Source organism: Gardnerella sp. KA00255, assembly GCF_049244095.1.
Taxonomy (GTDB): Bacteria; Actinomycetota; Actinomycetes; order Actinomycetales; family Bifidobacteriaceae; genus Bifidobacterium; species Bifidobacterium vaginale_F.
Genome location: NZ_CP058374.1, coordinates 1,623,653 through 1,638,476 on the forward strand (window position 1 = coordinate 1,623,653; position 14,824 = coordinate 1,638,476).

Here is a 14,824-nt window from a genome sequence, read left to right on the forward strand (position 1 = left end):
TGACTAGAATAGCGAAGGTTCCGGTTCACGCTTAGCTATTGGGGCTTTGCGACCCGGGTCGCCCGAATTCCATAGGAGACATTATGAAGCAGGGTATTCATCCCGACTATCATGCAGTGCAGGTTACCTGCTCTTGCGGCAACACTTTCGTAACTCGTTCTACCGCTAATGGCGATCACATGACGGTTGACGTGTGCTCAAAGTGCCACCCATTCTATACCGGCAAGCAGAAGATTCTCGACACCGGCGGCCGCGTGGCTCGCTTCGAGAAGCGCTACGGTAAGAAGACTAAGTAGCTTTTGTGACGCCAGCCCTGCTTTCGTGTAACTCGCGGAATCGGGGCTGGCGTTTTATGTGCCAAAAATGCGTGTTTAATGTTTTACATTTGACGTGTGTTTAATATACGTGTGTCTAATGTTTTACATTTGATATTTAAATTTTTAATTTACAATCCGCGTTAAGCGTGACTAAAAAGGAATATGATGGCTGAGTCAGTAGAGGAACAGTTCCCGGCAGCAGTTACCGCGTTAGAAGAGTATCGCGATATTGAAAGTCGTATGGGTAGCCCGGAAGTTGCATCAAATCCGGACGCTATTCGAAAGCTCGGCCGCAGGCATGCAGAACTCGGATCAATCGTAAACGCTTACCTAAATTACAAGCAGCTTTGCGACGACTTTGAAGCCGCAAACGAAATGGCAAGCGACGATCCAGATTTTGCCGAAGAAGCTAAGCGCTTAGAAGATCAACTCCCAGCAGCAAAAGAAAAGCTACGCACAGCGCTAATTCCTAGGGATCCGGATGATGCGCGCGATATGATTATGGAAATTAAAGCTGGCACAGGCGGCGAAGAAGCGGCTCTGTTTGCTGGCGATTTATTGCGTATGTACATGCGTTATGCTGAAAAGCGTGGCTGGACTACCGTAATCCAAAGCGAAAATTCAACGGAACTTGGCGGCGTAAAAGACGTTCAGCTTGCGATTCGCGCAAAAGGAACTCCTGCTCCAGAAGACGGCGTGTGGGCGAGCATGAAGTACGAGGGTGGCGTGCATCGCGTGCAACGAATCCCAGTTACGGAATCGCAGGGGCGTATTCAAACTTCCGCAGCTGGCGTAATCGTGTTCCCAGAAGCAGACGAAGACGATGACGAAATCGAAATCGATCCAAAAGATCTGAAAATCGACATTTTTATGAGCTCCGGCCCTGGTGGACAGTCTGTGAACACTACTTATTCCGCGGTTCGCATGACGCATATTCCAACTGGAATTGTTGTTAGCATGCAGGATGAAAAGTCGCAGATTCAAAACCGTGCGGCAGCTTTGCGCGTGTTAAAGTCTCGTTTGCTCGCCATGAAGCACGAGCAGGAGGCGGCTGAGGCTGCAGATATGCGTCACTCGCAGGTGCGTTCTCTCGACCGATCTGAGCGAATCCGCACATACAACTTCCCAGAAAATCGTATTGTGGATCATCGCACGAATTACAAGGCTTACAATCTTGACCAAGTGCTTAACGGCGACTTGCAGCCTGTTATCGACAGTGATATTCAGGCAGATGAAGCTGACCGCTTAGCGCAAGCCAAGTAATAAGTAATAAGTAATATTCTTTAAACTTGTTCTTGTGTTAGCTTGTGTTAGCTTGTGTTAGCTTGTGTTGGCTTGTAGAAATTAGCTTCTAGGAATTGCTTGTATTATGCGCGAACTCTTGCAAAATGCTATTGCGCGTCTTCGTAAAGCAGGCGTAGATTCTCCGCAATATGACGCTCGTGTACTTTTGGCACACGCTTGCGGCGTAAGTTTATCGGATTTAAACAAAGCGCTAATACTTGGCGATTTAAATGATTTTCCGCCCGATTATGCTAGCAAATATAGCGATTTTATATCTAGACGTGCTTCTCGCGAGCCGTTGCAACACATTATTGGATGCGCAACTTTTCGCTACATAGACCTAATAGTAGGCAAAGGTGTTTTTGTGCCGCGGCCGGAAACAGAAGTTGTAGTTCAAGAAGGAATAGATTGGATTCGTGCAAATAATCTAAAGAATCCCGTCGTTGTAGACTTATGCGCAGGTTCGGGCGCAATCGGATTGTCGGTTGTGACGGAAGTTGCAGACGTGCAAGTGTGGGCTGTAGAAAAGTCGCCTGAAGCATTTGAATATTTACAAAAAAACTATTGCAAAATCGCGGAAGAATATGATATTTCAAACAGATATCATGCAATATTGGGTGATGCAACAGATGTTAATATGCCTGAAATAAGTGCGATTAAAGGACTAGTAGACTTAGTGATTACGAATCCTCCATACGTGCCAGAAAATCAACCTGTAGAGCAAATAGAAGCAAGAGATTATGACCCTAAAATGGCGTTATATGGTGGATCTCAAGACGGTCTACTAATACCGCAAAAAATTATGGAAGCAAGTTTTGAGTATTTGCGTCCAGGTGGAATAATGATTATGGAGCACGATATTACGCAAGGAAAAGCCCTTTCGGATTATGCACAAAACATAGGATTTGGTAGCGCAAAAGTCAAAAACGACTTAACAAACAGAGCAAGATTTGTAGTATGCAAAAAAAGAGGAAAAAATGAGAAAAATTTGCACAATTAATGAAGAATCCTTGCAGCTTGCAGCACAAATTATTAATGCTGGGGGAGTAATCGTAGTGCCGACAGACACCGTTTACGGCGTGGCTTGTGACCCGTTTAATGAGAAAGCAGTTGCAAAAATTTACGAGCTTAAACGCAGACCTCGCACAAAAGCGTTGCAAATTTTAATGAGCAGTGTAGATGACTTAGAAAAACTTGGGCTTTATTTGCCATCTCCGCTAGATATTTTAGGCAAAAAGTTCCTTCCAGGAGGATATTCTCCGATTGCTCGTGCCAAAAAAGGCTCGATTGCTTCAAGACTTGCTACGCTTTGTAAAACGTCTGAAACTGATGCTCAAAACGATGCTCAAAACGATACACAAACTCAAGCAACTCAGTCAGCTGAAGCAACTCAGTCAGCTGAAGCAACTCAGTCAGCTGAAGCTGAAGCAACTCAAGGCGTGCGCGTGCCAGATTGCCCAGAATTGATGCAAATTTTGCGCGTTACAGGCCCACTGGCTGCTTCTAGTGCGAATCGCAGTGGGCACGAAAGTGCAGATAGTGTAGAAGAGGCCGTGGCTGCTTTTGGAGACGAAATTCCTCTGTATTTGAACGCAGGTCCGACTCGCTCGCACGTGGCAAGCACGGTAGTTGGAGCAGATCCAGCAGACGCGGACGGAATTGTGATTTTGCGCGAAGGCGTGATAAGCGAAGAACAGATAAGAGCAGAAAGTCGCAAGAGATGAGGGTATACCTGTTTATTGCAGCAATTGCAGGCGGAGCTACATGGCTGATTATGCCTTTAGTGCGTCATCTTGCTATAACCATGGGAGCTGTTGGCAAAGTTAGAGCTAGGGATGTTCACACTATACCTACACCTCGTATGGGTGGTGTTGGCATGCTTTTCGGATTAGCTGTTGCTTTAGCTTTTGCAAGTTCAATGCCATTTATTTCTGGTTTATTCGCTGGAAGTAATCAGCCTTGGATTGTTTTAGCAGGTGCCATAATGATATGTATTCTGGGCGTTTGTGACGATATCTGGGATTTGGATTGGATGCTTAAACTTGCCGGTCAGCTTCTTATATCTGTGTTTGTGGCATGGGGAGGATTGCAAATCGTCACATTGCCGCTTGGCTCGCTTGTTACAGCATCTCCTAGTTTGTCTATTGCAATTACAGCATTTTTAATTGTTTCATCTATTAATGCAGTTAATTTTGTTGATGGACTTGATGGTTTAGCTTCCGGGATAGTTGCAATTGGTGGAATTGCATTCGCTACGTACTCATATATTCTTGCAAGAACTTCTCCAATATACGCTTCTATGGCAACTCTTGTTGACGTGCTTATGGTAGGTATATGCGTAGGCTTTATATTGCATAATTGGCATCCTGCAAAACTTTTTATGGGCGATTCAGGATCCATGCTTATAGGTTATTTAATAACTTGCGCTTCGATTATAATGACTGGCCATATTGATCCTTCAGCGGTTCATACGAGTATATATTTGCCTGTTTTCATGCCAATATTATTGCCGATTCTTGTGCTGTTCTTACCTGTATTAGACATGTGCTTGGCGATTGTTCGTAGACTTTCTAAAGGCCAGTCACCTACGCATCCTGACAGAATGCATTTACACCATAGGATGCTTAGAATTGGCCATTCTGTGCAAGGTGCAGTTTTAATTTTATGGGGTTGGGCAGCGCTTATTGCCTTTGGTTCTATTATGATTTTGTTCTTCAAAGCTGCTTATGTACTTGTTGGAATGATAATTGCAGCTTCACTTCTTACAGTACTTACGCTATTCCCGTATTTGCGCAAGAGAATTCCAGAAATTCGTAATTCATGAGACGCTCATGAAACGCTCATGAAACGCTATTTTTCTAAACGTCATAGCAAAAACGTATAGTAACCCTATGGCTACAACTGATATGAACACGGAATCCGTGTATGCTCCTGTTCCACCAATTTTCGAGAAGCTCGGCCTCGCTTATGACGATGTCCTTTTGCTTCCAAATGAGACTGATGTTATTCCTTCCGAAGTGGATACTTCTACTCATTTGACTCGCGAAATTACCATGAAAGTGCCAGCTATTTCAGCTGCTATGGATACTGTTACAGAATCCGATATGGCTATTGCTATGGCGCGTAACGGTGGTATTGGTGTGCTTCACCGCAATCTTTCTATTGATGATCAAGCTGCGCAAGTTGATATTGTTAAGCGCAGTGAATCCGGTATGATCACCAATCCACTTACTGTTCACCCAGATGCTACGCTCGCCGATTTAGATAAATTGTGCGGGCGTTTCCATATTTCTGGCTTGCCGGTAGTGGATAGCGAAAATCGTTTAGTTGGCATTATTACCAACCGTGATATGCGTTTCATTGCTTCCGAAGATTACGACCGCTTGAAGGTTAAGGATGTGATGACGCGTGAAAATCTCGTCACCGGTCCTTCAAATATTTCTAAGGATGACGCTCACCGTTTGCTTGCAGACAACAAAGTTGAAAAGTTGCCGCTTGTTGATGCTGATGGCAAGCTTACAGGTTTGATTACTGTTAAGGACTTTGTGAAGACCGAGCAGTATCCGGATGCTACTAAGGATGATCAGGGCCGCTTGCGCGTGGCTGCTGGAATTGGTTTCCTTGGGGATGCTTGGCAGCGTGCGTGCGCTCTTATGGAAGCTGGAGTTGACGTGCTTGTGGTCGATACCGCAAACGGCGAAGCTCGCTTGGCTCTTGATATGATTCGTCGCATTAAGGCAGATAAGGCTTTTGACGGCGTACAAATTATTGGCGGAAATATTGCTACTCGCCAGGGTGCGCAGGCAATGATTGACGCTGGAGTTGACGCTGTAAAGGTTGGCGTTGGCCCAGGCTCTATTTGCACTACGCGCGTTGTTGCTGGCGTTGGCGTGCCTCAGCTTACTGCAGTTTATGACGCTGCTCAGGCTTGCAAGGCTGCTGGCGTTCCATGCATTGCTGATGGTGGTATTCACTATTCTGGCGATATTGCTAAGGCTTTGGTTGCTGGCGCTGATAGCGTAATGCTCGGTGGTACTTTGGCTGGTTGCGAGGAAGCTCCTGGTGAAAAGGTTTTGCTTCACGGCAAGCAGTATAAGCTTTATCGTGGCATGGGATCACTTGGTGCAATGGCTCCTCGCGGTAAGAAGTCTTATTCGAAGGATCGTTACTTCCAGGCAGACGTTACCAGCTCCGACAAGGTGGTTCCAGAAGGCGTAGAAGGCGAAGTTCCATATCGCGGTCCACTTAACGCTGTGCTTTACCAATTGCTTGGCGGATTGCATCAGTCAATGTTCTATGTTGGTGCGCACAATATTAAGGAAATGCAAGAGCGTGGCCGCTTTATTCGCATTACTGATGCTGGTCTTCGCGAATCTCATCCTCACGATATTGTGATGACTGCAGAAGCGCCAAACTACAGCGGTTTCCACAACTAAATCGCGTGGTGCGCGTGGTGCGCAATTGAATCGCATATAAAGCACGTATAAAGCGCAATTAATTTTGCTCTAAACGGCGAAAAGTTAACCAAGTTCCCCATACTTGCATGCTTTTCGTCGTTTTTAATATGCGCCTCGTCTCTACGAAGATGTAGGCTGATGGGTTCGAAAAAATATTAGGAAAGGAACGAAAATGGCTGAAGCTAAGGAAGATCTTACGTTTACGCCGGAAGAATCGCGCTTAATTTGGATTGATTGCGAGATGACGGGACTCGATATTTTCCACGACGAATTATGCGAAGTATCTGTAGTTCCAACCGACTTTAATTTGAAAGTTTTGGACGACGGAATTGATTTAGTGATTAAGCCAAGCGATGCTGCTGTGGCTCATATGAACGATTTTGTGCGAAATATGCACACTTCTTCCGGACTTGTTGACGAGTGGAATAAAAACGGTTTGTCTTTGGAAGAGGCGCAAAAGCAGGTAGTTGAGTACGTAAAGCGCTTCCTGCCGGCTCGCGGAAAAGCTCATCTTGCTGGAAACTCCGTCGGTTCCGACAAAAAGTTCCTCGACCGTTACATGCCAGATTTAATGGCAAATTTGCACTATCGTGTAATCGACGTAAGTACGTTGAAGGAAATTTCTCGCAGACTTTACCCGGACGTTTACCGCAATAAGCCGGCAAAACATGGCGGACACCGTGCGCTCGCGGATATTATTGAGTCGATTGACGAGCTTCGTTACTATCGTGATATGATGTTCGTTCCAGCTCCAGGCCCAAGCGAGGCTCAAGCAAAAGCTGGCGCGCAACACATTGAGAGCACGAGCTTGCTTCGTGACTACGAACGCCGTGGAGAAGCGCTAGAAGATGTAAATTCCGCAGAAAAGCGCGACTATTAAATAACGCGCGACTACTAAACGTATTAAACGCAATAAAAGGTACTGCCAATGAAGCAATCCGAAGCTCTAACCATAATCAACGCTGGTGCAAGCGCGTTCATTACCGGCGCTCCGGGTGCAGGTAAAACCTACGTATTAAACGAAGCTATTCGCGCAATGAGAAAAAACGGTTTAAGTGTTGCCGTAACTGCTTCTACCGGCATTGCGGCAACTCATTTAAACGGTCAAACCATTCACTCGTGGAGTGGAGTTGGAGTTTCAAACGCGCTTACGGATACGCTTCTTAAAACCATTAGAGCTAGGCGAGGAAAGCGCATAAAAGCCACGGACGTGCTTGTGTTGGACGAAGTTTCAATGATTCACGCGTGGCTTTTCGACATGGTTGACGAAGTATGCCGTAAGGTGCGCAAAAATTCTGCTCCTTTCGGCGGACTTCAAGTAGTTATTTCGGGAGATTTCTTCCAACTACCTCCTGTAAGCACTTCTATGCGAAATCGCGATGTGTTCGAGCCAAGTCAGGCATTTATTGAGTCGCGAGAAAAGTATGCTGCTGCTGGCAAAAATCCTGAAGGTTATATTACGGAATCTTTCGCTTGGGATGCTTTAAAGCCTGTTGTGTGCTACTTAACTGAGCAACATCGTCAGGATGACGGCAAGTTGCTTGAAGTTTTGACGGATATTCGTGGCGGTATTGTAAGTGACGACGATAAGCAAGTGCTTGCTAGTCGCCTTGGTGAGTATCCGCAAGACGACGAGGTTTCAGTGCATCTTTTCCCTACGAACGCGCAAGCAGATGGCTTAAATAATGTGCAGCTGGCGGCAATTGATGCTGAGCCTCACGAATTCGTTGCAACAGAAGCTGGTCCTAAAAATCTCGTCGATCGCTTAAAGAAGAATATGCTCGCTCCGGAACGTTTAGTTTTAAAGGCCGGAGCTGCTGTGATGGCGTTGCGAAACGACCAGGAAAAGCAGTACGTAAACGGTTCGGTTGGTCGTGTGTTGCGTTTTGCGCCTGAGTCTAAAGGCGGATGGCCGATTGTTGAGTTTGAAAACGGCAATATTGTGACTCTTAAGCCGGCTGCTTGGGAAATGACGGACGGTGAGACTGTACTTGCAAGCGTAAATCAAGTGCCTCTTCGTTGCGCGTGGGGAATTACGATTCATAAATCGCAAGGTATGACGCTTGATTCTGCGGTAATGGATTTGCGTAGAACTTTCGCTCCCGGAATGGGATACGTGGCGCTTTCTCGCGTGGAAAATCTGAGCGGGCTTTATCTGGAAGGTATTAACGATCGCGCGTTTAGTGTTTCGGTGGATGCTGTACTGCTAGACGGATCTTTGCGTGAGGCTTCTGAGAAAGCAAGTAAGATGCTTACTAACAGTGGTGCTAATTCTTTCGTAAAAAACACGTTAGAAAACGAATTCATTAGTCAGCAGGAACTTGATATTTTTGCAAGTACTAGCAACGATGAGTTTGGATTCAATGACGAGTTTGGATTCAATGACGAGTTTTAGTGCTTTATTTAGTACTTTTATTTACTGCTTTATTTACCACTTTTATTTAAATTACTATAAAAATTCTGGAAACTAACATAAAAATAGTATGCTTAAGCAATTTTAGAAATACTTATTTTGTAGAAGGTCGTTTTATGATGTTCCACGAACTTCCAATTCCAAAAACCATTAAAATTAGTGCGATAAATATGAAAATAAGAAATATTCGTGGTTGTTGTAAGAAATCAGCGAATAGTGCAATTATGGTTGATGCTGTTCCAGATACGATTAGTGCGATAGATACTAACGGAGGTATCGCATTAGAGAATCCTGCATCGTATGCTCTGCGAATAAGAAGAGTAGAGTAAGGTAATAAAAGTGGGGATGCTATGATTGCTCCCAATAAAAGTTTGGTAGGAGAAAACACTGAGCGAAGAATAGAAGCAGAAGTTATTAAATTATTGTAATTAGCGCTTTCAAATAAATATATGTAATAAAACAGTTGGACTGTAAGGAATATGATGCCTGTAGTTATAGCGCCAGCGAAAAATTCATTACGCGACGCAGTTTCTTTAATCACAAACATTTTTGTAAAGTAATTAACAAAGTAAATAAAAAAGTCTTCGATTGTTTCTGTTTTAGTTATTGGTTCTTTAGATATTTTATAAGCAGGATTCAAAATAAAATGATCTGGTCGAGAATTTCTCACAGGATTTGGGTTATTGTATCCAGCATTTATTTGTTGGTAATGATTAGGCGTTTGAGAATAATTTGATTGTTGAGCGTATTGTTGAGCTGGATGAGAGTATGGTTGAGGTGAATGAGCGTATTGTTGAGGCGGCTGATTGTATGGACCGGCTGGCTGAGCTGGATGAGGCGGCTGATTGCGAATTTGTGGCTGATTGTACGGGCTGGCTGGCTGAGCGTATGGACTAGATGAATGAGCTGGCTGAGCATATGGGCTGGATGGCCAAGTTTGCTGATTGAATTGCATATTGTACGGATGATTATTTTGCCAGTTTGTTTGTTGATTGTTTTGGGAATAGTTATTATTTTGCATGCCTTGATTATTGTTCGAAGCATTATTGTTCGAAGGATGATTGTTCGAAGCATGATTGTTCGAAGGATGATTGTTATTAAAATCGCTCATAATAAATTCCACTCTCTTAAAATCACAATTTAAAAAATTATAAGTTACAAAATCAACAATTCATGCCATTTTTCATATAGGCTTTAGTATAACTCTTAATGTCAAGTTATTTAATAAATACTTTTGTGCATATTATATTGTGCACAAGTTATTGCAATATTCGTAAATAATTATTTTATTTAAAATAGAATTTATATATTTTACTAATTTATTTTTGTTAATACTATTAAACAAGTGTTTATGTCCTCATGCGCAAATAGATTGGAACGCATGAATTCCAATGTACTTCGTATGTCTCAGCTGTTCCTTCGTACGCTGCGCGAGGATCCAGCAGACGCGGACGTTACTTCCGCAAAACTTATGCAGCGCGCAGGCTATATTCGTAAATCTGCCCCAGGTGTGTGGACTTGGTTACCGCTTGGCCTCAAGGTTTTAAACAAGGTTCAGGCTATTATTCGCGAAGAAATCAACGGTATCGGTGCGCAGGAGGTCCACTTCCCAGCGCTTCTTCCACGTGAGCCTTATGAGGCGACAAACCGTTGGGAAGAATATGGTGATAACATTTTCCGCCTTAAAGATCGTCATGAGGCTGACTATCTTCTTGCTCCAACGCACGAAGAAGTTTTCACGCTTCTTGTTAAGGATATGTATTCTTCTTACAAGGATTTGCCAGTTACTTTGTATCAGATTCAAACGAAGTATCGCGACGAATTCCGTCCTCGCGCAGGTCTTATCCGCGGCCGTGAGTTTATTATGCAAGACGCTTACTCGTTCTCGATTGACGAAGATGGTTTGAAGTCTGCTTATGTTGAAGAGCGTGCTGCTTACGCTCGAATTTTCGACCGTTTGGGCATTAAATATGTGATTGTTCACGCTGTTTCCGGCCCTATGGGTGGTTCTGATTCCGAGGAATTCTTGGCTCCAATGCCAATTGGCGAAGATACTTTTGCTCTCGCTCCTTCTGGAAAAGCTTGGAATGTTGAGGCTCTTACCACTCCAGAAATGTCTGATGTTGATTATTCAGCAACTCCTGCAGCAGAAGCCCTTGAAACTCCAGACGCTAAGACGATTGAGGCTTTGGTTAAAGTTTCCAACGATTTGCATCCGCGCGAAGATGGTCGCGAATGGCAAGCGTCTGACACTTTGAAGAACCTTATTATTGCTGTTAAGCACCCGGCTGATGCTGAGGGTGGCGAGCACGAGGAGCCATGGCGCGAAATCGTGGCTATTGGTATTCCAGGTGATCGCCAGGTAGATATGAAGCGTCTTGAAGCTCAGTTTGCTCCTGCAGAAATTGAAGAAGCAACTGAGGATGATTTGAAGGCTCATCCTGAGTTTGTTAAGGGCTACATTGGCTTTAGTGTATTAGGTCCTCAAGCTCGCAAAGAGGGTAGTGGTATTGAAAATCCTGTCCGCTACTTGATGGATGCTCATGTTGCAAAGGGAAGCGCATGGATTACAGGAGCCGACGAAGACGGAAAGCACGTTTATAACGCTGTTTACGGACGCGATTTTGAGGCTGATGGCGTTGTTGAAGCAGCCCAGGTTCGCGACGGCGATATGAGCCCAGATGGTTCTGGCCCATTGAGCTTCGAACGCGGTGTGGAAATCGGCCAGGTGTTCCAGCTTGGCTTAAAGTATTCTAAGGCTTTGGGCTTAAGTGTTCTTAACGAAAACGGTAAAGCTGTACCAGTTTGGATGGGCTGCTACGGCATTGGCGTTAGCCGCGTGATTGCATGCTTGGCAGAAACGCATCACGATGATACTGGTCTCGCATGGCCTATGGCGATTGCTCCAGCTCAGGTTCACGTCGTTGCTACTGGCAAGGATCAAGTTGCTTTCGACGCTGCTGAAAAGGTTGTTGAAGAGCTTAGCAAGCAAGGCATCGAAGTAATCTTTGACGACCGTCCAAAGGTTTCTCCAGGCGTGAAGTTTAAGGATGCTGAGCTTGTTGGCGTGCCTCTGATTGCTGTAGCAGGTCGCGATACCGTGAACAACGGAACGATTGAAATCCGCGATCGCAACGGCTCAAACGTTGAAGCAGTTCCAGTGGATGAGGCTGCGGCTCGAATCGCTGAGCGCGTGACGACCTGCTTGAACGAATAGTGCATGGTGTGCGACGACCTGCCTAAGCGCGCTAAATCGCAGCGCTCAGGCAGGTCGTCGCGCTGCGTTAGTGTCTGATTTTGCTCGTTTTAACGTTCGTGCAAAGCTCAAGTAAGTAAACAAAAGCAAGAGGGGGTTCTTGGTTTTGTGTACTTATCTGTGCTCTAAGTAAACAAACTCGGGGGAGTGTTCTTGGTTTTGTTTACTTAGGTAGCGTGTTGGTAAACAAAAGCAAGAAGGGTTGCTTGGTTTTGTTTACTTTTGTGGTGTGTTGGTAAACAAAAGCAAGAAGGGTTGCTTGGTTTTGTTTACTTAGCGCATACGAAACTCAGGCAGGTCGTCAGCGCACCTTAGCCACAACCAAATTCCCAATGCAATACCAAATAAATCACCCTGACTTCGTCTTTACTGACGAAGTCAGACCTCGCTTGCGTTGAAAGCGCACTGTGCTTTCAACTTTGAGCAAGCTCGGCGCTCCGAGTTGCCTTCGCACGCTATATCGCAGTGCTCAGGCAGGTCGTCGCGCTGCATGAGTGTCTGATTTTGCTCGTTTTAACGTTCGTGCAAAGCTCAAGTAAGTAAACAAAAGCAAGAGGGGGTTCTTGGTTTTGTTTACTTAGCAGAGGTTGGGTACCTTAGAATTGTCTGCCTGTTGGGTTTGGCCGCATTGTGTCGGTGAAGAAAATTGCCGTAAATGGCAAAAATCTTCATTGCTTTTATTTTATGATTGCAATAGAATCAAACTTAAGGAATTCCAGTGAAGAAAATTGCCGTTTCTGTCAAATTTATTCAGTGAGTAATTCAGTGAGTAATTTAAAGAAATTATCGAGTGAATTACTAAGTGAATTACTAATGAATCATTTAGCGAGTTGTTTAGCGAGTTGTTTAGTGAGAATAGTGAGGAATAGTAATGCAAATTGCGAGAGAACATTATTTACAGCAGATAATTGATAAAAAAGATGATGGAATGGTTAAAGTGATAACCGGTATTCGAAGATGTGGAAAATCGTATCTTTTGGATCCTTTATATAGAAATTATCTGCTTTCTGAAGGCGTACCTGCGGATCATATTATTAAAATAGAATTAGATCGCGCAATTAGTATGAAATATCACAATAATGCAGAGTTGCTTGAGCAAGATATTTTGGCGATGATTAAAGACAGTAATCCTTATTACCTTATTCTTGATGAGATTCAGTTGGTGAAAGGGTTTGAATTTGTTGTAAGTGGACTATTGCATGAGCAAAATATTGATATTTATATAACTGGTAGTAATTCTAAATTCCTTTCTTCTGACATTATTACAGAATTTAGAGGTCGAGGTGAGCAAATACATGTTCATCCGTTGTCGTTTTCTGAATTTTATTCAGTTGTTGATTCCGACAAGATTAATGCTTGGAATGAATATCTTACTTATGGTGGCATGCCGCTTATCGTATCGAAGAAAAATGATAAAGAAAAAGCTTCATATTTAAAGAATTTGTTTGATCAAACTTATGTTCGCGATATTACAGAGCGTAACGGAATTAAGCGTTTAGACGTTATGGATACGCTTATTAATATTCTCGCATCTTCTGTTGGCTCTTTGACAAATCCGCAGAAAATATTTGAGACGTTCAAAAGCAAAGGAGAAAAGGAACTGTCGTTATGTACGGTTATTTCTTATCTTTCTTTTATAGAAGATTCGTTCATTGTTGAAAAAGCGTTACGTTATGACATTAAAGGAAGGAAATATATTAATACTCCACAAAAGTATTATTTTTCTGATTTGGGACTTAGGAATGCGCGACTCAATTTCAGGCAGCAGGAAGAGTCTCATTTAATGGAAAATGTTATTTATAATGAATTAGTTGTGAGGGGATATAACGTAGATGTTGGCGTTGTTGAGATTCGCGAAGGAAATAAGAGAATTCAAACAGAAGTAGATTTTGTTTGTAATCTTGCGGATAACAAGTACTATATTCAGTCGTCTTTGAATTTGTCTACGCACGCGAAGACTTTGCAAGAATCTAGATCGTTGAACAATATATCAGATAATTTCAAGAAAATTATTATTGTTAAAGATTGTATTAAACCGTGGAGAACAGATGACGGAATTCTTGTCTTAGGAGTTATTGATTTTCTTCTTGATGAAACGCTTTTGGATATTTGATAATAAAATATTCTGATATGTACCACTTTTTTGGACACCCGTGCAGTATGTGTACTGCGTTAGGGCCTGATTTTGTCTATCTTCGGGCACTCGCGCAGTATGGTTTCTGCGTTAGTGTCTTATTTTGCTCGTTTTAAGACACCCGTGCAGTTGGCGCTCGCGCGTAAACGCTTTGCTTGCGTAAACGCTTATAAATTAAAACTTGCCGCCAGGAATTTTGCTATTTTCGTATCGTAACGCGTATTGATACTAGTAGTAGCATTGTTCTTGGCGGCAAATTATGAAATGTGCAAAAAACTTTATTTATTTATTTATTTTATTTATTTATTACCATCCATTTAAATATTCGCATCACCTCCGAATTCATCGTTTTCTACTTGAGAATTAATATTTGATGATTTAGACGATGTAACGCTTATTTTGTTTTGCTCATTATTCTTTTGTGTTTGTAAGCCTTCAGAAGAATTTTTAGAATTAGCATTTTTATTAGAGTCGTATGAGTGCTTTGTAAATTGAGTAGTTCCACGATTAAGATCATGGCCAATTGCAGAAGCTTCTAAGATTACTCTGCTATAGTCTGATCCGTCTTTTTGCCATGCTTCAGTGTTTAAAATTCCAGATACAACAATCGCATCGCCTTTGTGTACACTTTGCAATACGTTGCTTGCAAGATTCCTGTATGCTTTAACTGTCATCCAAGTTGTAGGTTTATCTACCCAATGTTTTTCTTCAGCATGATAGTAAGATGGAGTATTGGCTATTCGCAATGTGCATGCTGTAGTTCCGCCATTTTTACCGAATTCCACAGGGTCTGAACTAACATACCCACTCATAGTAATAGTTGCCTGTTGTTGAACCATTTTTAATCCTTTCACAAATTGGACTGCAGCCATTTCAGCCCCGAAATCAGAGCCTTCATTGCCCCTGAGCTTCGCAGCTACGAGGAAATGCCGCAGTACTATCTACTATGAAGCATGTTTAAAA

The 14,824-nt window shown here is 43.2% G+C and carries 12 protein-coding genes; 10 read left to right on the forward strand and 2 right to left on the reverse strand.

What is annotated here, in order from left to right; all coding sequences use genetic code 11:
- The first annotated feature begins 83 nt into the window (after positions 1 to 83).
- From rpmE to HXT51_RS06370, 8 genes are all read left to right on the forward strand, one after another.
- Positions 84 to 296, forward strand: a complete 213-nt coding sequence (gene rpmE / locus HXT51_RS06335) for a 50S ribosomal protein L31 (RefSeq protein ID WP_075523086.1) — start codon at positions 84 to 86, stop codon at positions 294 to 296.
- Between the two features lie 186 nt (positions 297 to 482).
- Positions 483 to 1,580, forward strand: coding sequence for a peptide chain release factor 1 (prfA, locus tag HXT51_RS06340; RefSeq protein ID WP_103084779.1), 1,098 nt, complete (start codon positions 483 to 485; stop codon positions 1,578 to 1,580).
- 106 nt (positions 1,581 to 1,686) lie between these two features.
- Positions 1,687 to 2,601, forward strand: coding sequence for a peptide chain release factor N(5)-glutamine methyltransferase (gene prmC / locus HXT51_RS06345; protein WP_421776456.1), 915 nt, complete (start codon positions 1,687 to 1,689; stop codon positions 2,599 to 2,601).
- A complete protein-coding gene (locus HXT51_RS06350; RefSeq protein ID WP_421776457.1) occupies positions 2,579 to 3,325 on the forward strand; it encodes an L-threonylcarbamoyladenylate synthase in 747 nt (248 codons plus the stop codon). The genes prmC and HXT51_RS06350 overlap by 23 nt, the downstream gene beginning before the upstream one ends.
- Positions 3,322 to 4,425 (forward strand): MraY family glycosyltransferase, encoded by a 1,104-nt coding sequence (locus HXT51_RS06355; RefSeq protein ID WP_415691853.1) that lies wholly within the window; start codon positions 3,322 to 3,324, stop codon positions 4,423 to 4,425. Before HXT51_RS06350 ends, HXT51_RS06355 begins: the two co-directional genes overlap by 4 nt.
- A 67-nt stretch (positions 4,426 to 4,492) precedes the next feature.
- Complete coding sequence (gene guaB, locus HXT51_RS06360; protein WP_421776458.1) at positions 4,493 to 6,037, forward strand: IMP dehydrogenase; 1,545 nt, start codon at positions 4,493 to 4,495, stop codon at positions 6,035 to 6,037.
- Between the two features lie 193 nt (positions 6,038 to 6,230).
- Complete coding sequence (gene orn, locus HXT51_RS06365; RefSeq protein ID WP_410314448.1) at positions 6,231 to 6,938, forward strand: oligoribonuclease; 708 nt, start codon at positions 6,231 to 6,233, stop codon at positions 6,936 to 6,938.
- Between the two features lie 48 nt (positions 6,939 to 6,986).
- Positions 6,987 to 8,453: an ATP-dependent DNA helicase gene (locus tag HXT51_RS06370; protein WP_421776459.1), complete on the forward strand. Its 1,467-nt coding sequence runs from the start codon at positions 6,987 to 6,989 to the stop codon at positions 8,451 to 8,453.
- A 112-nt stretch (positions 8,454 to 8,565) separates the two neighbouring features.
- On the opposite strand, the gene HXT51_RS06375 is transcribed toward HXT51_RS06370, so the two are convergent.
- Positions 8,566 to 9,582 carry a hypothetical protein gene (locus HXT51_RS06375; protein ID WP_421776460.1) on the reverse strand — a complete coding sequence of 339 codons (1,017 nt, stop codon included), beginning with the start codon at positions 9,580 to 9,582 and terminating at the stop codon, positions 8,566 to 8,568.
- Positions 9,583 to 9,852: 270 nt separating this feature from the next.
- Between HXT51_RS06375 and HXT51_RS06380 the strand changes: the two genes are divergently transcribed.
- Together HXT51_RS06380 and HXT51_RS06385 are read left to right on the forward strand one after the other, a co-directional pair.
- Positions 9,853 to 11,688: a proline--tRNA ligase gene (locus HXT51_RS06380; RefSeq protein ID WP_421776461.1), complete on the forward strand. Its 1,836-nt coding sequence runs from the start codon at positions 9,853 to 9,855 to the stop codon at positions 11,686 to 11,688.
- Positions 11,689 to 12,598: 910 nt separating this feature from the next.
- Positions 12,599 to 13,840 (forward strand): ATP-binding protein, encoded by a 1,242-nt coding sequence (locus HXT51_RS06385; RefSeq protein ID WP_103084789.1) that lies wholly within the window; start codon positions 12,599 to 12,601, stop codon positions 13,838 to 13,840.
- Positions 13,841 to 14,178: 338 nt separating this feature from the next.
- Here the strand turns inward: HXT51_RS06385 and HXT51_RS06390 are convergent, their stop codons facing one another.
- Entirely contained in the window at positions 14,179 to 14,700 is a 522-nt protein-coding gene (locus HXT51_RS06390; RefSeq protein ID WP_103084790.1) for a single-stranded DNA-binding protein, read from the reverse strand.
- Between the last annotated feature and the right edge of the window lie 124 nt (positions 14,701 to 14,824).